The sequence below is a fragment of the Microbacterium sp. WCS2018Hpa-9 genome (genome assembly GCF_031843745.1).
GTDB lineage: Bacteria > Actinomycetota > Actinomycetes > Actinomycetales > Microbacteriaceae > Microbacterium.
The window spans coordinates 1-21,555 of record NZ_JAVTIY010000003.1 but is presented as its reverse complement, the minus strand read 5'-3'; the positions used below and the strand labels follow the sequence as shown (position 1 = coordinate 21,555).

The window sequence follows — 21,555 nt, the reverse complement described above, 5'->3', positions numbered from 1 at the left end:
TCAGTCGGATGCCGCGGTGCGCCGCCTCGCCAGCAGCGCGAGGTGGAGTGCCGCGATCGTCTCGCCGTCGTCGAGGTCGGCGCCCAGGAGATCACTGATCAGCGTGATCCGCTGATAGAACACCGACCGCGACAGGTGGCTCGCCGCGGCCGCCGCGGAGCGGTTGCCCGGGTGCGCGACGAGAGCGGCGAGCACATCGAGCAGGTCGCCCCGGCGTTCGCGATCATGACGGATCAGCGGTGCCAGCATCCGCTCGCTGTGCTCGTGCAGTCGGTGGTCGTCGCGCAGAGTGGCGACGAGTCGCTCGAGCGGGCGGTCGTCGACGCGGCGCACCCTCGCCCCACCCTCGGCCCTGTCGCTGTCGGCGAGGTCGCGCGCGGCGCGCAGCGAGGCGAGAAGACCCGTGACGTCGTCGGCGACCGGGCCCACGAAGACGGCACGGTCGGGGCCGGCGATGCGCAGCAGCACCTCGTCGGACAGCGCAGCGGATGCGGGCAGAGACAGCAGCGCGACGTCGTCGTCGGCCACGCGGGCGGCGACCACCGCGAAGCCCGCCTGCCGCGCGCGATACGCGAGCTCGCTGATCGATCGCGATCCCCGCGCCACGATGCCGTGGCACTGGCACTCGGCGAGCGCGAAGCCCCCTGCGCGCAGCCGGGCGTCGATGTCCTCCGCCCTGGCGAAGCGCGCGCCGAGCAGGTCGTCGATCACGGCGCGCTGCGCGAGCAGCGACCATTCCGCGTCGCCGCCGTCGGCGATGCAGCCGAACGCGAGCGCCGTCGCCCCCTGCTCGAGCACGGTGACGCGGCCGGCGGGGTGCGGCGGGCCCGGAAGCGCGAGCAACGTGCCCCAGCGCACTCCTCTCGCCTGCACGGCAACCTGCTCGGCGCCGCCTCGCTCGTCGAGCACCTGGGCGATCGGCATCCCGAGCCCTTCGGCCGCGATCACCTCGCGCGCGAGGTTCTCGAGCACCACAGGAGCACCGAGGGCCCTGGCTGTCTCGGCCACCACGACATCGGCGGGCGCCCCCTGCAGGCTCAGTGCGGTGAACAGCTCGTGCAGATGCTGGCGCTCATGCAGCGCCTGGGTCTGCGCGGCGATCAGGGCGTGGTGCACGGCCTCGGTCACGGCGACGAACTTCACCTCGCGGGTCAGGGCGACGAGGGCGAGACCCACCGTCGCGCAGGCATCGACGACCGGCTGCGGCACCGCCGCGCGGGCCGCACTCAGCTCGAAGACGATTCCCGCGATGCCCGCTCGATGCAGGCTCGACGCGAAGGCGCGCAGCTCTCCGTCGTCGAACGGCCACCCTGCACCCGTCGTCAGCAGCAGTTCTCCGCCGTCGAGCAGACGCGCGACGCCGACGCTGTCGGAGACGTGCACCCACCGCACCGCGGCATCCAACGTCGCACCCCCGACGAGCACGTCGGGCTCGCCCGCCTGCACGGCGGGCTCGGCCAGCACATCGGCGACGGTGAGATACACGCCCCGAACCGGACGATCTGTCCGGATACCGCCGATCTCGCTACGCTCTGACACCCGAACCGCCCTTCGCGCTCTGTGATCATGGGAGGAAGCCAGCGTATCGAACCCCGGTCAGAGTGTTCGATGCGGATCACGCACTGCGAGGGAGCCCCGTGGACACCGTCCGTCACATCATCAATGGAGCAGAGACCGCCGAGGCGGCACGCACGGGTCAGATCTTCGACCCCGCCACCGGACAGGTGACCAAGCAGGTCGCCTTCGCCTCGACGGCCGAGGTCGACCAGGCGATCGCCGCCGCGGCATCCGCTCTGCCCGCGTGGCGCGAGACGAGCCTCATCAAGCGCGCCGATGTGTTCTTCCGCCTGCGCCAGCTGCTCAAGGAGCGCACGCCCGAGCTCGCCGCGATCGTCACGTCGGAGCACGGCAAGGTGCTCTCGGACGCTGCCGGCGAGGTCTCGCGCGGCATCGAGAACATCGAGTTCGCGGCCGGTCTCGTGCACCTGCTCAAGGGCGAGCGCAGCGAGCAGGTCTCGCGTGGTGTCGACGTGCACTCGGTCAAGCAGCCGGTCGGCGTCGTCGCGGCGATCACCCCGTTCAACTTCCCGGTGATGGTGCCGCTGTGGATGGTCGCCTCGGCGATCGCGTGCGGCAACACCGTGGTGCTCAAGCCCAGCGAGAAGGATCCTTCGGCGGCTGTCTGGCTCGCGAAGCTCTTCCAGGAGGCAGGGCTTCCGGATGGCGTCCTGAACGTCGTGCACGGCGACAAAGAAGCCGTCGACGCGCTGCTCGAGTCGCCGCGGGTGAACGCCATCAGCTTCGTGGGTTCGACCCCCATCGCCCGCTCGATCTACCAGCGCGCCTCGACGGCGGGCAAGCGCGTGCAGGCGCTCGGCGGAGCGAAGAACCACATGGTCGTGATGCCGGATGCCGACATCGATGCCGCCGCCGACGCCGCGATCTCGGCCGCGTACGGGTCGGCCGGCGAGCGCTGCATGGCCGTCTCGGTGCTGGTGGCCGTGGGCGACATCGCCGATGACCTGGTCGCCGCCATCGCCTCGCGCATCGGCGGTCTCTCGATCGGACCCGGCACGGATGCTGCGAGCGAGATGGGCCCGCTCATCACCCGCGAACACCGCGACCGCGTCGCCTCGTATGTCACCGGAGCCGCCGCAGAGGGCGCGACGGTCGTGGTCGACGGCACGACGAAGCAGTTCGACTCGGAGGGATTCTTCATCGGAGTCAGCCTGATCGATCAGGTCGCCCCCGGCATGAAGGTCTACGACGACGAGATCTTCGGTCCGGTGCTCTCGGTGGTTCGCGTCGAGACGTATGCCGAGGCGGTCGAGCTCGTCAACGCCAACGCGTACGGCAACGGAACGGCGATCTTCACGCGTGACGGCGGCACCGCCCGTCAGTACGAGTTCGACATCGAGGTCGGCATGGTCGGCGTCAACGTGCCGATCCCCGTGCCGATCGGCGCCTACTCGTTCGGCGGCTGGAAGGACTCGCTGTTCGGCGACTCGCACATCTACGGCCCCGAGTCGGTGCACTTCTACACCCGGTCGAAGGTGGTCACCACTCGTTGGCCCGACCACACGCCCTCGCAGATCGACCTGGGCTTCCCGAGCAACCACTGAACGCTCAGAGAGAGACACGAGACATGACGAACTTCACCGACCGCCATGGCGTATCCCACCCGTTGCCCGCTCCCGAGGCCGAGGCGCAGGTGCGCGCCGACGACCGCGGTCACGTGTTCCACTCGTGGAGCGCGCAGGGCCTGATCGATCCGCTTCCTGTCGCCGCGGGCGAGGGCTCGACGTTCTGGGACTACGCCGGCAACGCCTACCTCGACTTCTCGAGCCAGCTGGTCAACCTGAACCTCGGCCACCAGCATCCCGACCTCGTCGCCGCGATCCAGCAGCAGGCGGGCCGGCTCTCGACCATCCAGCCCGCGATCGCGAACGATGTGCGCGGCGAGCTCGCCCGACTCATCGTCGAGGTCGCGCCCGAGGGCTTCGAGAAGGTGTTCTTCACGAACGGCGGCGCTGAGGCCAACGAGTATGCGGTGCGCATGGCCCGCCAGTCGACGGGTCGCCGCAAGGTGCTGTCGATGTACCGCAGCTACCACGGCTCGACCGCGACCGCGATCTCGCTGACGGGTGACCCCCGGCGCTGGGCGAACGACACGGGCGACTCGGCTGCCGTGCGCTTCTTCGGGCCTTACCTGTATCGCTCGCCCTTCCACGCCGAGACCCCGGAGCAGGAATCCGAGCGGGCGCTCGCCCACCTCGAGCAGACGATCCAGCTCGAGGGCCCGCAGACGATCGCCGCGATCATCATCGAGACCGTCGTCGGCACGAACGGCGTGCTCGTGCCGCCCCCCGGATACCTGCAGGGCGTGCGCGAGCTGTGCGATCGCTACGGGATCGTCTACATCGCTGACGAGGTCATGGTCGGCTTCGGACGACTCGGCGAGTGGTTCGGCATCGACGCCTACGACGGGCGCCCCGACCTGATCACCTTCGCCAAGGGCGTGAACTCGGGATACGTGCCGCTCGGCGGGGTCGTCATCTCGGAGCGCATCGCACGGGTCTTCGACACCACGCCCTTCGCCGGCGGACTCACCTATTCGGGGCATCCGCTCGCCTGCGCCGCAGGTGTCGCGACGTTCGAGGTGTTCCGCCGCGACGGCATCCTCGAGCGCGTGCGCGACCTCGGCGAGCGCATCGTCGAGCCGACCCTGCGCTCGTGGGTAGACGCGCACCCGAGCGTCGGAGAGGTGCGCGGTCGCGGCCTCTTCTGGGCCGTCGAGCTGGTGCGCGACAAGCAGACACGAGAGCCGCTGGTTCCGTTCAACGCGAGTGGAGCGGATGCTGCGCCGGTCGCCGCCTTCGCCACCGCCGCCAAGAAGGCCGGTGTCTGGCCGTTCACGCACTTCAACCGCGTGCACATCGCACCGCCGCTCGTGATCAGCGAGGAGGAGCTCGTGCGCGGTCTCTCCGTGATCGACGAGGCCCTCGCCGTCGCCGACGAGCACGCCGACGCCTGACCCTGCCGCTGCTGCGCGGGTTCAGATCAGGAAGCCGCGCAGCAGTGCCTCGGAGCCCGCGAGGTGATCGCGCATCGCGGCTTCAGCGACCTCCGGCCGCCCGGCGAGGATCGCCGTGACGATGCGCTCGTGCTGCTCTCCCGAGTGCTGGATGTTGCGCGGCATCAGCGGGAACGTGTCGAGCCACGCGTTGACATCGGCCCTGTTCTCGGCGACCAGAGCGACGAGAGACGGGATGCCGGCGGCCTCGGCGATCGCGAGGTGCAGCAGAGTGTCGAGTCGGCGGTACTCCTCGGGTCCGGCCGGCAGCGCCGCCTCGTGTCGCGCCCACAGGTCGGCGCGCGTCGCGGCGTCCAGCGAACGACTCGCGGCCGCCCGCACCGCTCCGGTCTCGAGCACGCGCCGCAGACCCAGCACGTCGTCGAACTCGGCAGTGGTCACGGCCCCGGCATCCGACGGCTGGGGCAGCGGATCGGCGACGAAAGTGCCGCCGTATCGACCGCGCTTCGGCACGAGGTAGCCGGTGTCCGCCAGCTCGCGGATCGCCTCGCGTACGGTGTCGCGGCTCACCCCGAAGGATGCCGCGAGCTCGCGCTCGGGCGGCAGTGACTCCCCCGGGGCGACCACGCCGAGACGGATCGTCTGCACGAGGCGAGCGACCGCATCCTCGAGGGCGTTGCCTCGGCGCAGCGGACGGTAGACCGCCCGGCGCACCTCGACGAGATCGCCGTCTGGAGGGTGCTCGCTCATGCTTTCACCTTGTCACAGCGACATGATCCCGCTTCACAGCGGGGTGACGTAGGCGTTCGTGATGCCACCGTCGACGACGAAGGCACTTGCGGTGATGAACGACGAGTCATCCGAGGCGAGGAACGCCACGGCCGCCGCCAGCTCGGACGGTTCGGCGAAGCGCCCCATCGGCACGTGCACGAGTCGACGCTGCGCCCGCTCGGGGTCCTTGGCGAACAGCTCCTGCAGCAGAGGCGTGTTCACCGGTCCCGGGCACAGCGCGTTGACGCGCACACCCTGCCGCGCGAACTGCACGCCCAGCTCGCGTGACATCGCGAGCACGCCGCCCTTCGACGCGGTGTAGCTGATCTGCGAGGTCGCCGACCCCAGCAGCGCCACGAACGAGGCCGTGTTGATGATCGAACCCCGACCTGCCGGCACCATGTGGCGAAGCGCCGCCCGGCTGCACAGGTACACGCTCTTGAGGTTCACGTCCTGCACGCGATCCCAGGCCGGCAACTCGGTCGTCTCGATCGAGTCGTCGTCGGCAGGTGAGATGCCCGCGTTGTTGAACGCGATGTCGATGCGTCCGAACTCTGCGGCGACGCCGTCGAAGAGCGTGTTCACCTTGGTCTCGTCGGCCACATCGACCGTGCGGAACGCTCCGCCGACCTCGGCTGCCGCCTTCTCACCCGTGACGGGGTCGACGTCGGCGATGACGACGAACGCGCCCTCGGCGGCGAATCGCTGGGCTGTGGCGAAGCCGATGCCGCTCGCGCCGCCGGTGATGATCGCGACGCGGTCCTTGAGGCGCTGGGTCAGATCGATGCTCATGTGTGTTCTCCGTTGCAGTGAAAAGGTCGGGCCGGGTGTCGCTGTCAGGATTCGTCGGTCGCGAAGAAGACGTTCTTGGTCTCGGTGAAGTGCTCGGCGGCGTCGGGTCCGAGTTCGCGCCCGAGACCGGAGGCCTTCATGCCGCCGAAGGGCGTCGCGTAGCGCACCGATGAGTGCGAGTTCACCGAGAGCACGCCGCTCTGCACCCCGCGAGACACGCGCACCGCGCGGCCCAGGCTCTCGGTCCAGATCGATCCGGCGAGGCCGTAGGCGGTGTCGTTGGCCAGGCGGATCGCGTCGGCCTCGTCGTCGAAGGGCATCACCGCGACCACGGGGCCGAACACCTCCTGCTGGGCGATCCGATCGGCAGGGTCGGCGAGCACCACGGCGGGTGCGAACCAGAACCCATCACCCTGCGGTGCGCTGCCCCGGAACGCGATGTTCGCGTCGTCGAGGAACCCCGACACGGTGTCGCGGTGCGCGGCCGAGATCAGCGGCCCCATGTCGGTGTCGGCACTCGACGGGTCGCCGACCCGCCACGCCGCGACAGCCGGCTCGAGCATCTCGAGGAACCGGTCGTACACCGAGCGCTGCACGAGCAGCCGGCTCCGCGCGCAGCAGTCCTGCCCCGCGTTGTCGAACACCGATCCGGGAACCGCGGCGACGGCCTTCTCGAGGTCGGCATCCGCGAAGACGATGTTGGCGCTCTTGCCGCCGAGCTCGAGGGTCACCGGCTTGAGCGCACGCGCACAGCCGGCGGCGACCTCGATGCCGACCTCGGTCGAGCCGGTGAACACCACCTTGCGGACATCCGGATGCTCGACGAGCCGCTGCCCGACGACCGAACCCGACCCGGTGACGACCTCGAAGAGCCCTTCGGGGAGGCCCGCTTCGAGAGCGAGCTCACCGATGCGCATGGCCGTGAGCGGCGTGAGCTCGGCCGGCTTCAGCACCACGGCGTTGCCCGCGGCGAGCGCCGGCGCGAACGCCCAGGCGGCGATCGTCATCGGGAAGTTCCACGGCACGATGACGCCGACGACCCCGTAGGGATCGTGGAACGTGACGTCGAGGCCGCCAGCCACGGGGATCTGCCGCCCCGAGAGCCGCTCGGGGTCGGCCGAGTAGTAGTTGAGCACCTGCGCGACGTGGCCCGCCTCCCACCGGGCCGACCCGATCGGATGCCCGGAGTTCAGCACCTCGAGCTGAGCCAACTCCTCGACCGCGGCCTCGACCGTGCGCGCGAACGCGCGGAGGGCATCGGCCCGCGCGACAGGGGCGAGCGCCGCCCACCGGCGCTGCGCCGCGACGGCGCGGGCGATCGCGGCATCCGTCTCGCCGATGTCGGCGCGCGCGATCTCGCGGATCGACGCACCGGTCGACGGGTTGATGACTGTGAACGCGCTCATCGTGCGTCCTCCTTCCGCCGTGCGGCGAACGCACGGGCCTGTGAGACGAGATCGGTGAAGAGTCGCCGGTCCTCGGCGTTCTCCTCGGGGTGCCATTGAACGCCGACGATGTGACCGGCCGACGTGTCGACGAAGGCCTGCACGAGTCCGTCGTCTGAGTGCGCTGCGGCGACGAGACCCTCGCCCAGGCGATCGACGCCCTGGTGGTGGTAGCTGTGCACCCGCATCTCGGTCTCGCCGATGATCTCGGCGAGCGGCGTCTCGGTCGACACCTCGACGTCGTTCTCGGCGAAGACACCCCCGCCGATGCGGTACTTCTCGGTGCCGAGCGACTCGGGCAGATGCTGCTGCAGGGTGCCTCCGCGGGCGACGTTCACGAGCTGCAGACCTCGGCAGATCGCGAGCACCGGGATGCCGCGGCGCTCAGCAGCGTGGAACAGCGCGAGCTCCCACGCGTCTCGGTCGACCCGGGCGGGGTCGGTGAGCGGATGCCGGTCCTCGCCGTACAGCTCGGGCGCGACGTCCGCCCCTCCGGAGAGCACGAGGCCGTCCATGCCCGAGATCGCCGCATCAGCGGCATCCGGATCCTGCGGAGGCAGAAGCAGCGCGATGCCGCCGACGGAGGTGACGCTGGTGAGGTACTGCTCGGGCAGGAACGCCGCCCTGACGTCCCACACCCCCTGCTGCGCCCGCTCGAGGTACGTCGTGACGCCGATCAGCGGCGCCGGGTCAGAGGCGCTCGAAGCCACGGATGCGCTCCCAGTCGGTGACGGCCGCGTCGTAGGCCTCGACCTCGATGCGCGCCTGGTTCAGGTAGTGCTCGACCACGTCGTCGCCGAACGCCGCACGCGCGATGGTCGACTCGCTGAAGAGCTTCGCGGCTTCGCGCAGCGTCGTCGGCAGATGATCGACGCCCGCCTCATAGGCGTTGCCCGTGAACCGCTCGGGCAGCGGCAGCTCGTTCTCGATGCCGTGCAGACCGCCCGCGATGATCGCCGAGATGGCGAGGTAGGGGTTCACATCACCGCCGGGCACCCGGTTCTCGACACGGAGGCCCGAGCCTGAGCCGACCACGCGCAGCGCGCATGTGCGGTTGTCGATGCCCCACGCCACGCCGGTCGGGGCGAAGCTGCCCTTCGCGAACCGTTTGTAGGAGTTGATGTTCGGCGCGAGCAGCAGGGTGAACTCGCGCAGAGTGGCGAGGATGCCGGCGATCCAGTGCTCCATGACCGGACTGAAGCCGTGCTCGCCGTCGCCCGCCATCACCGGAGCGCCCGACTCATCGCGCAGCGACAGGTGGATGTGACAGCTGTTGCCCTCGCGCTCGTTGAACTTGGCCATGAACGTGAGCGCCTGACCGTGCTGCTCCGCGATCTCCTTGGCACCGTTCTTGTAGATCGCGTGCTGGTCGGCCGTCTCGCGCACCTCCGCATAGCGGAACGCGATCTCCTGCTGACCGAAGTTGCACTCGCCCTTCACGCCCTCGCAGTACATCCCCGCGCCGTCCATGCTGTTGCGGATGTCGCGCAGCAGCGGCTCCATGCGGGTCGACGCGAGCAGGTTGTAGTCGACGTTGTAGTCGGTGGCAGGTGTCAGTCCCTCGTACTTGCGCCCCCACGCATCGCGATAGGTGTTGTCGAAGACGATGAACTCGAGCTCGGTGCCCGAGTACGCGGTCCACCCGCGCTCGGCGAGACGGTCGCGCTGGCGGTCGAGGATGGCCCGGGGCGACGGCCCGACGGGCTCGCCGTTCTGCCACACCAGATCGGCCATGACCAGCACGGTGCCGTCGAGCCACGGGATGTTGCGCAGCGTCTCGGCGTCTGGTTTGAGCACCATGTCGCCGTAACCGCGATCCCAGCCCGACATCGCGTAGCCGTCGACCGTGTTCATGTCGACATCGACCGAGAGCAGGTAGTCGCACGCCTCGGCACCGTGGGCCAGGATGTCCTCCTGGAACAGCCGCGCCGACACGCGCTTGCCGACCAGTCGACCCTGCGCGTCGGCGAATGCCACGATCACCGTGTCGATCTCGCCGGCGGCGATGCCGGCATCCAGCTGTTCGATGCTCAGGTTGCCCGCCATCTGACGCTCCGTTCTCGTGCTGTGAAGCGATCGGCCGACCGGCTTCGCCCTCAGAGTAGATCACCTCGACGTTTAAAGGTAGACGAAACCACCATTGACTGTCACAATCGTCCGCAAGGTGCACCCGGCGCCTGCACGCATGCGAACGGAGAGCGGATGTCCCAGCAGAGCAATGAATCCCGCAAGGTCGCCGGAGCGACCTATACACGCGCCGGGAGTGATTATTTCGAGAAACGCACCCTGAAGAGGTCTGCTGGAGTCTGGGGTCTGTGGGGGCTCGCGGTCGCCGCGGTGATCTCGGGCGACTTCTCCGGGTGGAACTTCGGCATCGACTTCGCCGGCTTCGGCGGGATGCTCATCGCCTTCGCGATCCTCGTCGCGATGTACTACGGCATGATCTTCGCCATCGGCGAGATGGCGGCCGCGATGCCGCACACCGGCGGCGCCTACTCGTTCGCGCGCTCCGCCATGGGCCCCTGGGGCGGCCTCGTCACCGGCGCGGCCGAGACCATCGAATACGTCGCGACCACGGCGGTGATCGTCTACTTCTCGGCGTCGTATGCGAATGGGATCACCAGCGAGCTGCTGGGACTCGAACTGCCCGGATGGGTCTGGTACCTCATCCTCTACATCGTCTTCATCGCCCTGAACTCCGCGGGCGCCGCCATCTCGTTCCGCTTCGCGATCATCGTGTCGGTGATCTCGATCGGCATCATCCTCGTCTTCTCCGCCATGGCGATCTTCTCGGGCGCGTTCTCGTGGGATGCCCTGTGGGACATCGTTCCCGACGAAGGCCAGACGGCATTCCTCCCCCACGGCGTCCTCCCGATCCTGTTCGCACTGCCGTTCGCGATGTGGTTCTTCCTCGGCATCGAAGAGCTCCCGCTCGCTGCGGAGGAATCGCACAACCCGACGCGCGACATCCCCAAGGCGGGGTTCTGGGCTCGCGGCACCCTCATCGTCACCGGCCTCCTGGTGCTCTTCCTCAACACCGGCGTGCTCGGCGCCGAAGCGACCGGAACCGCCGGCGAACCGCTGCTCGACGGCTTCCGCGCGATCGTCGGCGACCAGCTCGCCGCCGTGCTCGCACTGTTCGCACTCATCGGCCTGCTCGCCTCGCTGCAGGGCATCATGTTCGCCTACGGACGCAACATGTACTCGCTGTCTCGCGCCGGCTACTACCCGCGGTTCCTCTCGCTGACGGGCAAGCGGCAGACGCCGTGGGTCGCGCTCACCGTCGGGGCCGCCATCGGCTTCGTCGCCCTGATCGTGCTCGACGTGCTCACCGCGGTCGACTCCGAGGGCGCGGGCACCGTCGCCGGTGCGATCGTGCTGAACATCGCCGTCTGGGGAGCCGTCGTCGCCTACGCCCTGCAGCTCGTGTCGTTCATCATCCTGCGCAAGAAGTTCCCGAACGTCGACCGGCCGTACGTCAGCCCGTGGGGCATCCCGGGTGCCGTCATCGCTCTGGTGATCGCCGTGCTGATCTTCGTGGGCTTCCTGCTGAACCCGACCTTCGGCCCGGCGATCATCGCGATCGCGATCGTCTACGCGATCATCCTTCTCGGATTCGGCCTGTTCTTCCGGCACCGGCTCATCCTCTCCCCCGAGGAGGAGTACGCACTGTCGGGCGGTTCGCATGGCGACCCGCAGGCCGAGGGCTACGACGCCATGGAAGGCGAGGTCTTCGACGGAGGGCGCTGATCGGAACGGAGGAGCGCGGCTCTACTTGCGGTCGAAGTCGAACGCCTTGAGCAGCTCGTCGACGGCCTTGTCGCGCTCCTCCCCACCCTCGTCGAACATGTGCGTCACGTGCGTGCGCAGGTGGTTCTCGAGCAGCAGGCGGTTGAGGGACTCCAGTGAGCGCTGGATCGCGCGCGACTGCGTGATGATGTCCATGCAGTACTCCTCGTTCTCGATCATCCGCGCGACACCGCGCATCTGACCCTCGAGGATGCTGGTGCGGTGCAATGCACGCTTCTTGATGTCTTCGATCACGTTTCGAGGGTACTCGGGTCCTGCGACTGTCAGCCCGAGAACGGGTTGATCACGGCGAGCCCCGGGATGTCGAAGTCCCTCTCGTTTCGGGTGACCAGTGTCAGCCCGTGATGCAGCGCGGTGGCCGCGATGAGGGCATCGGTCAACGGGCGCCGGTTCGGCACCTGGATCGTTGCGCAGATCCGACCGATCTCCGAGGTGACCGGGAGTATCTGTGCCGCATACCCACGTCGGGCGTGCGCGAGCCACAGATCTAGCAGCGCGGCCTGTCGAGGGTCGCGATAACGCATCCCGGCCGCGCCGAGCTCCAGCTCGTAGTCCGTGACGACGCTCACCCACCACTGGTCGGCGTCCAGCGCATCCAACCACGCCAGCGCGCCGCGGTCACCTCTGTCGGGGCGCCGACCCTCAGAGATGACATTCGTGTCGAGCAGGTACATCAGTCGAACTCGAACGGTGGGCGATCTGGAGTGTTCTTCCGGATGTCGGTGAGAATTCGCTCGAACTCGTCGCCGTCATCGAAAACCACTCCAGGCGGTGGCCCCACGATGTCGAGGAAGGATCGAGACGCGCGCTGCGGGGAGGACGCCACCATTCGGTCGTAGTCCTCGATGCTCAACAGGACGTACGCGGGCTCACCACGCCGGGTGACGATCACCGGTTCGCTTTCGGAGAGCCGCTGCGCTCTCGCTACCGATTGGTTGAATTCTCGCGCACTCATGGTGACCATGATCGACCCCGATTCTCAATGTAGTGAGAGTACTACACAGTGTCTTCCCGGCGATACGTCGGTCGCCGCGACGCCGGAAGCCGACCTCACCGAGAACTCCCCGTGAAAGGATGACGTCATGCCGCGAACACCGATGGCGCTACTGTCTCCCGCAGATCAGGTGCGCCTGCGCGCCCTCCGACGGATGAAGGCGGTGGCGCTCGGTGCGCTGATCTTCATGGCCGTCGTGTTCGTCATAGCGTTCGCGTTCCAGGAGCGGCAGCCGTGGCTGAGCTACGTCCGTGCCGCCGCGGAGGGCGGGATGGTCGGCGCCCTCGCCGACTGGTTCGCAGTCACCGCGCTGTTCCGGCGCCCTCTCGGCCTGCCGATCCCGCACACCGCGATCATCCCCAGCCGCAAAGACGAGATCGGCCGCACCCTCGGCGAGTTCGTCGAGACGAACTTCCTCGAGGCGAGCGTCGTGCGCACCAAGCTCGCCAGCACCGCGATCGCCCAGCGCGCTGGCGAATGGCTGAGCGAGCCCGCCCACGCCGAGCGCGTGGGCGCCGAGGGAGCGACGATCGCGACTGCGGTGCTCAACGCCCTCAGCGACGACGACGTGCGCGACCTCATCACCGACCTGGCTCGTGAGCACCTCGTCTCCCCCGAGTGGGGCCCGCCCGCCGGCGCCTGGCTAGAGAAGATCGTCGAGGCCGGCGCCCACCACGGAGCCGTCGACCTCGCCGCCGACAGCATCGGCCGTTGGCTCGACGCGAACGCCGAGTCGTTCTCGGGGCTCATCTCGCGGAGGCTCCCGGGATGGGTGCCGAAGCTCGCGCACCGTTTCGTCGACGACACCGCCTACAACGAAGCCGTGAAGTTCGTGCGTGCTGTGCAGGCGGACCCGCAGCATCCGGCTCGCATCGCTGTCGACGGCTACCTCGCCCGCCTCGCGGACAGCCTGCAGAACGACCCGGAGACCCGGGCCAAGCTCGAGAACGCCAAGTCGTCGCTCTTCGACAGCCCGCGCGTGGGCGCCCTCGCCGCCGAGGCGTGGAACACGGCGAAGAATGGACTGCTCGCCGCCCTCGCCGACCCCGAGAGCGGACTGCGCGTGCGCGCGGCTCAGGCCCTGCAGGAGGTCGGCCAACGGCTGACGACGGATGCCGCGCTGCAGCACCGCGTCGACACGTGGGTGTCGGATGCCGCGGTGTTCCTCGTCGACCGCTACCGCCACGACATCGCGTCGATCATCACCGACACCGTCGAGCGATGGGACCCGGTCGAGACCACCGAGAAGATCGAGCTCATGGTCGGCCGTGACCTGCAGTACATCCGCTTGAACGGCACGTTCGTCGGTGCGCTCGCGGGTCTTGCCATCTTCACGATCGCGCACCTGGTCATCCCCGGGGTCTGACGCCGCAGCATCCGTCGGGTGGATGCTCCCGATCCAGGTCGTGTTGCTAGGGTCCACACCTATGGGCGCCACCGACACAGTCACCAGTTCATCCCGCAGGGAAGCGGGTGGACGATGGGGGCGCCGAGCACTTGCAGCACTGGCTGTGCTCGCCAGCGGCGTCATCGCCTTCGTCCTCGCGAGCTCGGCCCTGGAGCTCGTGCGAGACCAGCTGCACCACAACTGCGGGATGCAGCCGCCCGGCTCTGAGGGAGCGGGCACCTGGATCTGCAGCGACAGCATCGGATACCTCAGCATTGCGGGGCTCCTCGGCATCATGTGGCTCGTCGTCGTGGTCGTCGGCCCTCTCATCGCCCTGTTCGTCCCTCACGATCGCCCGGCGCGACTGGCTCTTGTGCTTCTCGCTGCTCTGTCCACCGCGTGGATCCTCGGACTGACCTGGTACGGGTCGACGATGCACGTTCACGACGAGTACGCACCTATGACGGGCGCGGAGTACTGGTTGGGCGCGGTCGGCCCTGCAGCGCTCCTCAGCGTCATCGGTGTGGTGATCGGCCTGCTGAGCCCCGTGCCGACCGGGCCGCTTTCGTGGATTCTGGGGATCGTCGCGACCGTCATGCTGATCGTCGCAACGGTTCTACAACCCGGGCTGAGCATCAACCTCATCCCGGCCGCGGGGCTGCTCGCCGCGACGGCCGTCCGTCGTCTGTGAGGGCGTCGTGCCAGGCGTCGATGTTGCGCGCGACGTACTGCGCGGTCGACGACCAGAAGTCGCCATGTCCTTCGACGAACATCGTCCCCCACGGCTGGCGGCCGCGCGTGTGCGCGTCGTGGAGCAGCTCGTACATCGCCTGAGTCCGCTGGAGCATCGCATCCGGCAGCGCAGCCCGGAGATCCGCGTCGGCGGCGTACCCATCGACGAAGGCACGAAGACGGCGCGCGGCATGGGATACCGGTTGAGACTCATCCAGAACTGCGAACGATTGCGCCGCATACGCAAGGTCCCAGAGCCGAGTGCTGGGACCGGCCCCGTCCCAGTCGATGAACACCAGTCGCCCCTCGCCGACGATGAGGTTCCAGGGAGCGAGGTCGTTGTGACAGACCAGATCCGCCGGGCCAGGCGGGGGAATCAGAACGTCCCAGGTGGCGGCGCTGTCTTCGTACGAGCTGCTGGCATCGTGAATCTGCCGGACCATCGCCCCGACCCGTCGCAGCATACTGTCGGCGAGCGGACCCAGATTCATCGCCAGATCTCCCGACACGAACTCGAGCACCTGACGCCCATCATTGTCGCGACCGCGCCAGTCCGGCACATCCACTCCTGCGCTGCGGATCCAGCTCATGTACCGTGACGCCGATTCCGTGGAGTTCGACCACGGCTTTCGCACCGTCGCACCGACGCGCACGGTGTCTTCGCCCGAAGCGTTCCCGCCGGGGAGAGCAACCTCATCGTCGAACATCGCTCGAGCGTAACAACCCGATGCGAACGAGCGAATGCCCGATGCCTTGTTGCCGCGATCGCACGCCGCGGCAGGTCAGCGCCCCGCGAGGGCCGCGAGCATCTCGAGCACGCACAGCGCGGCAAGCCGCACCGTGCGCATGTCGTCGGTGTCGGCCGTCGCGTCGACCTCGGCGAGGTCCGCGCTGACGACGCGCGGGTCCGCGACGATCGAGCGCACGAGACCGCGCAGCTCCCACGCGGCGAAACCTCCGGGGACGGATGCCGGACAGCCGGGTGCCGCGGCCCGATCGGCCGCGTCGACGTCGACATCGAGGTGGATGCGGGCGCCTGCGCCCGCTCCGGCTATGCGCGTGGCTTCGGCGACGACCTCGGCGATGCCACGTCGGCGCACCTCGTCGAGGGTGATCACGCGGATGCCCCAGTCGGCCGCGCGCGCGGCGTACGCGGCGGAGTTCGCGAAGTCCGCGATCCCGATCTGCACGATCCGCGTCGGATCGATCCGCTCGCCCTCCGGCGCATCCTCGACGAGCCGGCGCACGGGTGAGCCGTTCGAGACACCGTCGCGCAGGTCGAAGTGGGCGTCGATCGTGATGAGTCCGGTGGCCCGAGCGCCCCGCGCGACCGGGTAGGTCAGCGCGTTGTCACCGCCGAGCGCGATGACGAGACGCGCGGCGTCTGCGAGCTCACGAACCCGGGCGACCGTCGCGGCGATGCCGGGCTCGCCGTCCGGCTCGACCACGTCACCGGCGTCGAGCACGCGCAGCGCCTCGGCGAGTTCGACGACCGGCGGCCCCATGAGGGTGGAGCTGTAACGGGTGAGCGCATCGCGGATCGCTGCGGGTGTCGCGTACGCGCCGGTCGGCGACAGCGAGGTGCGCCAGGTGGGCACGCCGAGCAGCACGGCATCCGCGTCATCCCCCGCAGCGAACGCGTGCCACGAACCGGCGCGCGGCCAGAGGTCATCGTGCGACAGAGCCATGATTCTCCGTTCCGTGAGCCGCGAAGACCGCGACACCGTCTTTCCAGACCTGCTCGACGAGGGGCACACCCGGACGGTAGGCCAGGTGGATGCGCGTGGGCGCCTTCAGGAGCACGAGATCGGCCCGCGCCCCCGGCGTGATCACGCCGACGTCGTCGCGCCGCAGCGCCAGAGCGCCACCCGCGGTCGCCGCCCACACGGCCTCGGCGGGCGTCATCCCCATGTCGCGCACGGCGATCGCGATGCAGAATGGCATCGACGAGGTGAAGCTCGACCCCGGGTTCGTATCGCACGCGATCGCCACCGCGACCCCGGCGTCGATGAGTCGACGGGCATCCGGATACGGCTGGCGGGTCGAGAACTCGACCCCGGGCAGAAGCGTGAGCACGGTGTCGGATGCGGCGAGCGCCGCGATGTCAGCATCCGTCAGGTAGGTGCCGTGGTCGACGGAGGCCGCGCCGAGCTCGACCGCGAGACGGACGCCGTCACCCGGACCGAGCTGGCTCGCGTGCACGCGGGGCATCAGGCCCTTCGCGATGCCCGCCTCGAGCACGCGCCGCGACTGCTCGACCGAGAACGCCCCGGTCTCGCAGAACACGTCGATCCACTTCGAATGCGGCGCGCACGCGTCGAGCATCGCGCCGGCCACCAGATCGACGTACTCGTCGGCACGCTCGGCATAGTCCGCGGGAACCACATGCGCGCCGAGAAAAGTGACCTCCGGCGTGACCTCGGCCGCGAGGCGCACCAGGCGCTCCTCGTCGGCGACGCTCAGCCCGTAGCCGCTCTTGATCTCGACCGTGGTCGTTCCCTGGGCGAGCAACTCGTCGACGAATCCGCGCAGCCGCGCGCGCAGCTCCGCGTCGCTCGCCGCTCGGGTCGCCGCGACGGTCGAGCGGATGCCGCCGGCCGCGTACTTCTGCCCGGCCATGCGCGCCTCGAACTCGGCGGCGCGATCGCCGCCGAACACGAGATGGCTATGGCTGTCGACGAACCCCGGGATGACCGCTCGACCGGCCGCGTCGACGGTCTCGTCGGCATCCGGGGCGTCCGCGGCGGATCCGACCCAGGCGATCCGATCGCCGTCGATGAGCACCGCCGCCTCGTGCAGAGTGCCGAAGCGCTCGCCACCCGGTGAGCCGACGTTGGTCGTCAGCTCACCGATGTTCGTGATCAGCGAGGTGCTCACAGCATCGGCACCTTCAGGCCGCGCTCACGGGCGATGTCGCGAGCGTGCTCGTATCCGGCATCGACATGACGCATGACGCCGGTGCCCGGGTCGTTCGTGAGCACACGCTCGAGCTTCTCCGCGGCGAGCGCCGAGCCGTCGGCCACCGTGACCTGCCCCGCGTGGATCGAGCGGCCGATCCCGACGCCGCCACCATGGTGCAGCGACACCCACGACGCACCGGATGCCGTGTTGAGCAGCGCGTTCAGCAGCGGCCAGTCGGCGATCGCATCAGAGCCGTCCTTCATGGCCTCGGTCTCGCGGTACGGCGAGGCGACCGACCCCGAGTCGAGGTGGTCGCGGCCGATGACGATCGGCGCGGCCAGCTCGCCCGACGCCACCATCTCGTTGAACTTGAGGCCCGCGAGGTGACGCTCCTTGTAGCCGAGCCAGCAGATGCGGGCGGGCAATCCCTCGAAGTGCACCTTCTCACCGGCCTTCTCGAGCCAGCGATGCAGCGCCTTGTCTTCGGGGAACAGCTCGGCGATCGCGCGATCGGTCTTGTAGATGTCTTCGGGGTCTCCCGAGAGCGCGGCCCAGCGGAAGGGTCCGCGGCCCTCTTCGAACTGCGGGCGGATGTACGCCGGCACGAAACCGGGGAACTCGAACGCCCGGTCGAAGCCGCCCAGCTGCGCCTCGGCCCGGATCGAGTTGCCGTAGTCGAACACCGCGGCCCCGGCATCCTGGAAGGCCACCATCGCGGCGACGTGCTGCGCCATCGATTCGCGCGAGCGCCGGGTGAACTCCTCGGCATCCCGCTCGGCCTCGGCCTTCCACTCGGCGACCGAGATGCCCACCGGCAGGTAGGCGAGCGGATCGTGCGCGCTGGTCTGGTCGGTGACGATGTCGATCGGCACGCCCCGACGCAGCAGCTCGGGGAAGACCTCTGCCGCGTTGCCGACGACGCCGACCGAGAGCGCCTCGCCGTCCTGCTTGGCTGCGACTACCCGGGCGACGGCCGCGTCGAGATCGGTCGTGTACTCGTCGAGGTATCCGTGCTGAACCCGGCGTGCGAGGCGCGACTCGTCGACGTCGACGATCAGCGCGACCCCGTCGTTGAGTGTGACGGCGAGCGGCTGCGCGCCGCCCATTCCGCCGGCACCACCCGTAAGCGTCAGTGTGCCCTTCAGCGATTCCCGGCCGAGGGATCGGGCGACAGCCGAGAACGTCTCGTACGTGCCCTGCAGGATTCCCTGCGTTCCGATGTAGATCCACGACCCTGCGGTCATCTGGCCGTACATGATCAGACCCAGCTCTTCGAGCTTGCGGAACTCGGGCCAGTTCGCCCAGTCGCCCACGAGGTTCGAGTTCGCGATGAGCACCCGCGGCGCCCACTCGTGCGTGCGGAAGACGCCGACGGGCTTGCCCGACTGCACCAGCAGCGTCTCGTCGGGTTCGAGCTCGTCGAGGGTGCGGACGATCGCGTCGTACGCCTCCCAGCTGCGCGCGGCCTTGCCGGTGCCGCCGTAGACGACGAGGTCTTCGGGGTGCTCGGCGACTTCGGCGTCGAGGTTGTTCATCAGCATCCGCTTGGCGGCTTCCGCACCCCAGCTCTTGGCGGTGCGCTGGTTGCCGCGGGTGGCGCGAACCACGCGCGATCCGGCAGGGGTCGCCGTCGAGTCGGGAGTCGTGGTGTCAGTCATGCGCGTGCTCCTTTGCGATGCGGGCGATTGCGCCGGACTGCACGATTGCGGTCACGGCTTCCATGTCTGGGGAGAGGAATCGGTCGGGTCCAGGCCCTGCGGCGACGGTGCGCACGAGATCGCGCACGGCGCCGGTCGCGGGCCCTGCTTGCAGCGGGGCACGCAGGTCGAGGGCGCGAGCGCCGGTGAGGATCTCGATCGCGATGACACGGCCGAGTCCGTCGATCGCCCGACGGAGCTTGCGAGCCGCGGCCCAGCCCATCGACACGTGGTCCTCCTGCATGGCCGATGAGGGGATCGAATCGACGGATGCCGGCACGGCGAGGCGCTTGAGCTCGGAGACGATGCCGGCGGAGGCGTACTGAGCGATCATCAGCCCCGAGTCGACGCCGACCTCGTCTGCGAGGAACGGAGGCAGACCGTGGTTGCGTGCCGGATCGAGAGCCCGGTCTGTGCGCCGCTCGGAGATCGAGGCGACATCGGCCACGGAGATCGCCAGGAAGTCGAGGACGGCAGCGACAGGGGCGCCGTGGAAGTTGCCGTTCGACTCGATGCGGCCGTCGACAGTGATGACCGGGTTGTCGATCACGCTGGCGAGCTCTCGCTCGGCGATGGTCGAGGCATAGCCCATGGTGTCGCGCGCGGTTCCATGGACCTGGGGCGAGCAGCGCAGCGAGTACGCATCCTGCACGCGGCCGTCCTCGGGCCCCTTGTGGCTGTGTACGATCGGTGAATCGCGCAGGAACGACCGCAGGTTCGAGGCCGACTCGGCCTGTCCGGGCTGGGGGCGCAGCGCCATGAGGTCGGCTGCGAACACGGCGTCCGTGCCCATCTGCGACTCCACCGACATCGCCGCCGCCATGTCGGCCGTGAGCAGCAGGGTCTCGAGATCGTGCAGCGCCAAGATGAGCATGCCCAGCATGCCGTCGGTGCCGTTGATGAGCGCGAGCCCCTCCTTCTCGACGAGGGTGAGGGGCTCGATACCCACGGCAGCGAGAGCCTCGGATGCCGGGATCAGATCGCCGGTTGCGTCACGCACGTCTCCCTCCCCCATCGTGGCGAGCGCGATATGAGCGAGAGGTGCCAGGTCGCCCGAGCAGCCGAGCGAGCCGTACTCCCGGACGACCGGCGTGATGTCGGCGTTCAACAGCGCCGCGTAGGTCTCGACGACGACCGGCCGCACGCCCGTGCGCCCAGACGTGAGGGTCTGCAGTCGCAGCAGCTGGAGCCCGCGCACGACCTCGCGCTCGACCTCGGCACCGGTCCCTGCCGCGTGCGAGCGGATCAGACTGGCCTGCAGCTGCAGTCGGCGATCCGGGGCGATGAACGTCGTGGCCAGCGCGCCGAATCCGGTGGAGACGCCGTAGTGCGGGTTCGGATCGGCAGCGAGTCCGTCGATGACCGATCGCGTCGCCGCGACGCGGTCGAGGGCTGCGGGACTGATCGTGACGGGGGCGCCGTGTCGGGCGACCGCGACGACATCGGCGTGGCTCAGCGGGGCATCGCCGACGAGGACGGGGGGCAGTTCGGTCATGTCTCGATTCCACACCCGCCGGGTCGCGGGCGACAGCGGTTCGTGACATCCTGTGTCTGTGATCCCAGACAGAGCGGATGCCGCAACGCAGGTCCCGGCGGCCGACAATACGCTGCGGATCCTGCGCTATCTGGCCGGGCGCCCTGCCCCGGTCGCCGCGTCGGCCATCGCCCGCGAACTCGGGTTGCCGCGCTCGACCGTCTATCACCTGCTGGCCACGCTCGCGGCGCACGGGTTCGTCCTTCACCTGCGCGAGGACCAGCGCTGGGGACTCGGCACCTCGGCGTTCGAACTCGCCGGCGGGTATGCCAGGCAGCAGCCCCTCGCTCGTCTCGGTCGTCCGCTCGTCGCGGCGCTGTCGGACCGCCTCGGCGAGAGCGCGCACCTCGCGGTGATGAGCGGCGGGGATGTGCTCTACATCGTCGAGGAGCGTGCGCCTCGACGCCAGGCCCTCATCACCGATGTCGGAGTGCGGCTTCCGGCCCACCTGACCGCGTCGGGGCGAGCGATGCTGGCGGCGCTCCCCCGCGAGCAGGTCCGCGCTCTTTATCCGAGCGCCTCTGCCTTCCCCGATCGCACCGGACTCGGTCCACGGAAGCCGTCTGAGCTGCGCGAACTGCTGCGCACGGTGCGCGCACGCGGCTATGCGACGGAGGAAAGTGAGGTGGCAGAGGGTCTGCGGAGCGTCGGTGCGGTCGTCTGCGATCACGCCGGCTGGCCAGTCGCCGCTGTCGCGGTGACCTGGGCGGGGGCGGATCTCGACGAGAGCGTGCTCGCCGACGCCGTGCGCGAGACCGCATCCGTGCTCGAGTCGCGGCTCAAGCGATAAGAGCCCACGCAGAGCTCCGACGGCGAGTCTTGTCGCGATCACGCTGACGCATGCTCACATCTCGAACGCACGTTAACGCAGAAAAGCCACCCAACATTGGGTGGCTTTTCTGTTTAAAAGAAGTCCGGCGGTGTCCTACTCTCCCACAGGGTCCCCCCTGCAGTACCA

20 protein-coding genes are annotated in these 21,555 nt (G+C 69.1%); 6 read left to right on the top strand and 14 right to left on the bottom strand.

The genetic code is table 11. The features are described from left to right. Positions 1 to 1,485 (bottom strand): PucR family transcriptional regulator ligand-binding domain-containing protein, encoded by a 1,485-nt coding sequence (locus tag RQG82_RS06790; protein ID WP_311258349.1) that lies wholly within the window; start codon positions 1,483 to 1,485, stop codon positions 1 to 3. A gap of 152 nt (positions 1,486 to 1,637) precedes the next feature. Here RQG82_RS06790 and RQG82_RS06785 point away from each other — a divergent pair, with 152 nt between their 5' ends. Both RQG82_RS06785 and RQG82_RS06780 read left to right on the top strand, forming a co-directional pair. Beyond that, positions 1,638 to 3,122 (top strand): CoA-acylating methylmalonate-semialdehyde dehydrogenase, encoded by a 1,485-nt coding sequence (locus RQG82_RS06785; RefSeq protein WP_311258348.1) that lies wholly within the window; start codon positions 1,638 to 1,640, stop codon positions 3,120 to 3,122. A gap of 23 nt (positions 3,123 to 3,145) precedes the next feature. After that, positions 3,146 to 4,534: an aspartate aminotransferase family protein gene (locus tag RQG82_RS06780; protein ID WP_311258347.1), complete on the top strand. Its 1,389-nt coding sequence runs from the start codon at positions 3,146 to 3,148 to the stop codon at positions 4,532 to 4,534. Between the two features lie 21 nt (positions 4,535 to 4,555). Here the strand turns inward: RQG82_RS06780 and RQG82_RS06775 are convergent, their stop codons facing one another. Genes RQG82_RS06775 through RQG82_RS06755 form a run of 5 tightly spaced genes read right to left on the bottom strand, consistent with a single transcriptional unit; the run spans position 4,556 to position 9,588 of the window. Beyond that, complete coding sequence (locus tag RQG82_RS06775; RefSeq protein WP_311258346.1) at positions 4,556 to 5,284, bottom strand: GntR family transcriptional regulator; 729 nt, start codon at positions 5,282 to 5,284, stop codon at positions 4,556 to 4,558. Between the two features lie 33 nt (positions 5,285 to 5,317). After that, positions 5,318 to 6,097 carry a 3-oxoacyl-ACP reductase gene (locus tag RQG82_RS06770; RefSeq protein WP_311258345.1) on the bottom strand — a complete coding sequence of 260 codons (780 nt, stop codon included), beginning with the start codon at positions 6,095 to 6,097 and terminating at the stop codon, positions 5,318 to 5,320. A 44-nt stretch (positions 6,098 to 6,141) separates the two neighbouring features. Then, positions 6,142 to 7,503 (bottom strand): aldehyde dehydrogenase family protein, encoded by a 1,362-nt coding sequence (locus RQG82_RS06765; protein ID WP_311258344.1) that lies wholly within the window; start codon positions 7,501 to 7,503, stop codon positions 6,142 to 6,144. Next, positions 7,500 to 8,252 (bottom strand): gamma-glutamyl-gamma-aminobutyrate hydrolase family protein, encoded by a 753-nt coding sequence (locus RQG82_RS06760; protein WP_311258343.1) that lies wholly within the window; start codon positions 8,250 to 8,252, stop codon positions 7,500 to 7,502. The genes RQG82_RS06765 and RQG82_RS06760 overlap by 4 nt, the downstream gene beginning before the upstream one ends. After that, positions 8,233 to 9,588, bottom strand: coding sequence for a glutamine synthetase family protein (locus RQG82_RS06755; protein ID WP_311258342.1), 1,356 nt, complete (start codon positions 9,586 to 9,588; stop codon positions 8,233 to 8,235). Before RQG82_RS06755 ends, RQG82_RS06760 begins: the two co-directional genes overlap by 20 nt. A gap of 156 nt (positions 9,589 to 9,744) precedes the next feature. On the opposite strand from RQG82_RS06755, the gene RQG82_RS06750 reads away from it, so the two are divergent. Then, positions 9,745 to 11,292, top strand: a complete 1,548-nt coding sequence (locus RQG82_RS06750; RefSeq protein WP_311258341.1) for an amino acid permease — start codon at positions 9,745 to 9,747, stop codon at positions 11,290 to 11,292. Positions 11,293 to 11,313: 21 nt separating this feature from the next. Here RQG82_RS06750 and RQG82_RS06745 read toward each other — a convergent pair whose 3' ends face one another. The 3 genes from RQG82_RS06745 to RQG82_RS06735 are packed head-to-tail and all read right to left on the bottom strand — an operon-like array spanning position 11,314 to position 12,316. After that, positions 11,314 to 11,586 carry a metal-sensitive transcriptional regulator gene (locus RQG82_RS06745; protein ID WP_042537810.1) on the bottom strand — a complete coding sequence of 91 codons (273 nt, stop codon included), beginning with the start codon at positions 11,584 to 11,586 and terminating at the stop codon, positions 11,314 to 11,316. 29 nt (positions 11,587 to 11,615) lie between these two features. After that, the gene (locus RQG82_RS06740; protein WP_311258340.1) at positions 11,616 to 12,026 is read right to left on the bottom strand and encodes a type II toxin-antitoxin system VapC family toxin; all 411 of its coding nucleotides are present in this window, start codon (positions 12,024 to 12,026) and stop codon (positions 11,616 to 11,618) included. Further along, positions 12,026 to 12,316 (bottom strand): type II toxin-antitoxin system Phd/YefM family antitoxin, encoded by a 291-nt coding sequence (locus RQG82_RS06735; protein ID WP_311258339.1) that lies wholly within the window; start codon positions 12,314 to 12,316, stop codon positions 12,026 to 12,028. Before RQG82_RS06735 ends, RQG82_RS06740 begins: the two co-directional genes overlap by 1 nt. 118 nt (positions 12,317 to 12,434) lie before the next feature. Between RQG82_RS06735 and RQG82_RS06730 the strand changes: the two genes are divergently transcribed. After that, the gene (locus tag RQG82_RS06730; RefSeq protein ID WP_311258338.1) at positions 12,435 to 13,712 is read left to right on the top strand and encodes a DUF445 family protein; all 1,278 of its coding nucleotides are present in this window, start codon (positions 12,435 to 12,437) and stop codon (positions 13,710 to 13,712) included. A gap of 61 nt (positions 13,713 to 13,773) precedes the next feature. Then, positions 13,774 to 14,424, top strand: a complete 651-nt coding sequence (locus tag RQG82_RS06725) for a hypothetical protein (protein WP_311258337.1) — start codon at positions 13,774 to 13,776, stop codon at positions 14,422 to 14,424. Here RQG82_RS06725 and RQG82_RS06720 read toward each other — a convergent pair. From RQG82_RS06720 to hutH, 5 genes are all read right to left on the bottom strand, one after another. After that, the gene (locus RQG82_RS06720) at positions 14,375 to 15,172 is read right to left on the bottom strand and encodes a phosphotransferase (RefSeq protein WP_311258336.1); all 798 of its coding nucleotides are present in this window, start codon (positions 15,170 to 15,172) and stop codon (positions 14,375 to 14,377) included. The two genes, RQG82_RS06725 and RQG82_RS06720, sit on opposite strands and share 50 nt — an antisense overlap. 75 nt (positions 15,173 to 15,247) lie before the next feature. Then, positions 15,248 to 16,153, bottom strand: a complete 906-nt coding sequence (locus RQG82_RS06715; RefSeq protein WP_311258335.1) for an arginase family protein — start codon at positions 16,151 to 16,153, stop codon at positions 15,248 to 15,250. Then, entirely contained in the window at positions 16,134 to 17,342 is a 1,209-nt protein-coding gene (hutI, locus tag RQG82_RS06710; protein ID WP_311258334.1) for an imidazolonepropionase, read from the bottom strand. Before hutI ends, RQG82_RS06715 begins: the two co-directional genes overlap by 20 nt. Beyond that, positions 17,339 to 19,024, bottom strand: coding sequence for a urocanate hydratase (hutU, locus tag RQG82_RS06705; RefSeq protein ID WP_311258333.1), 1,686 nt, complete (start codon positions 19,022 to 19,024; stop codon positions 17,339 to 17,341). The genes hutI and hutU overlap by 4 nt, the downstream gene beginning before the upstream one ends. Then, the gene (hutH, locus tag RQG82_RS06700) at positions 19,017 to 20,558 is read right to left on the bottom strand and encodes a histidine ammonia-lyase (protein WP_311258332.1); all 1,542 of its coding nucleotides are present in this window, start codon (positions 20,556 to 20,558) and stop codon (positions 19,017 to 19,019) included. The genes hutU and hutH overlap by 8 nt, the downstream gene beginning before the upstream one ends. 52 nt (positions 20,559 to 20,610) lie before the next feature. Here hutH and RQG82_RS06695 point away from each other — a divergent pair, with 52 nt between their 5' ends. Beyond that, positions 20,611 to 21,387 (top strand): IclR family transcriptional regulator, encoded by a 777-nt coding sequence (locus tag RQG82_RS06695; RefSeq protein WP_311258331.1) that lies wholly within the window; start codon positions 20,611 to 20,613, stop codon positions 21,385 to 21,387. The last annotated feature ends 168 nt before the right edge of the window (positions 21,388 to 21,555 follow it).

Coding starts and splice junctions, on each gene's coding strand:
- RQG82_RS06780 (WP_311258347.1), top strand. CDS start 3,146: ATGACGAACTTCACCGACCGCCATGGCGTATCCCACCCGTTGCCCGCT.
- RQG82_RS06775 (WP_311258346.1), bottom strand. CDS start 5,284: ATGAGCGAGCACCCTCCAGACGGCGATCTCGTCGAGGTGCGCCGGGCG.
- RQG82_RS06770 (WP_311258345.1), bottom strand. CDS start 6,097: ATGAGCATCGATCTGACCCAGCGCCTCAAGGACCGCGTCGCGATCATC.
- RQG82_RS06765 (WP_311258344.1), bottom strand. CDS start 7,503: ATGAGCGCGTTCACAGTCATCAACCCGTCGACCGGTGCGTCGATCCGC.
- RQG82_RS06755 (WP_311258342.1), bottom strand. CDS start 9,588: ATGGCGGGCAACCTGAGCATCGAACAGCTGGATGCCGGCATCGCCGCC.
- RQG82_RS06750 (WP_311258341.1), top strand. CDS start 9,745: ATGTCCCAGCAGAGCAATGAATCCCGCAAGGTCGCCGGAGCGACCTAT.
- RQG82_RS06740 (WP_311258340.1), bottom strand. CDS start 12,026: ATGTACCTGCTCGACACGAATGTCATCTCTGAGGGTCGGCGCCCCGAC.
- RQG82_RS06735 (WP_311258339.1), bottom strand. CDS start 12,316: ATGGTCACCATGAGTGCGCGAGAATTCAACCAATCGGTAGCGAGAGCG.
- RQG82_RS06730 (WP_311258338.1), top strand. CDS start 12,435: ATGCCGCGAACACCGATGGCGCTACTGTCTCCCGCAGATCAGGTGCGC.
- RQG82_RS06725 (WP_311258337.1), top strand. CDS start 13,774: ATGGGCGCCACCGACACAGTCACCAGTTCATCCCGCAGGGAAGCGGGT.
- RQG82_RS06720 (WP_311258336.1), bottom strand. CDS start 15,172: ATGTTCGACGATGAGGTTGCTCTCCCCGGCGGGAACGCTTCGGGCGAA.
- RQG82_RS06715 (WP_311258335.1), bottom strand. CDS start 16,153: ATGGCTCTGTCGCACGATGACCTCTGGCCGCGCGCCGGTTCGTGGCAC.
- hutU (WP_311258333.1), bottom strand. CDS start 19,024: ATGACTGACACCACGACTCCCGACTCGACGGCGACCCCTGCCGGATCG.
- hutH (WP_311258332.1), bottom strand. CDS start 20,558: ATGACCGAACTGCCCCCCGTCCTCGTCGGCGATGCCCCGCTGAGCCAC.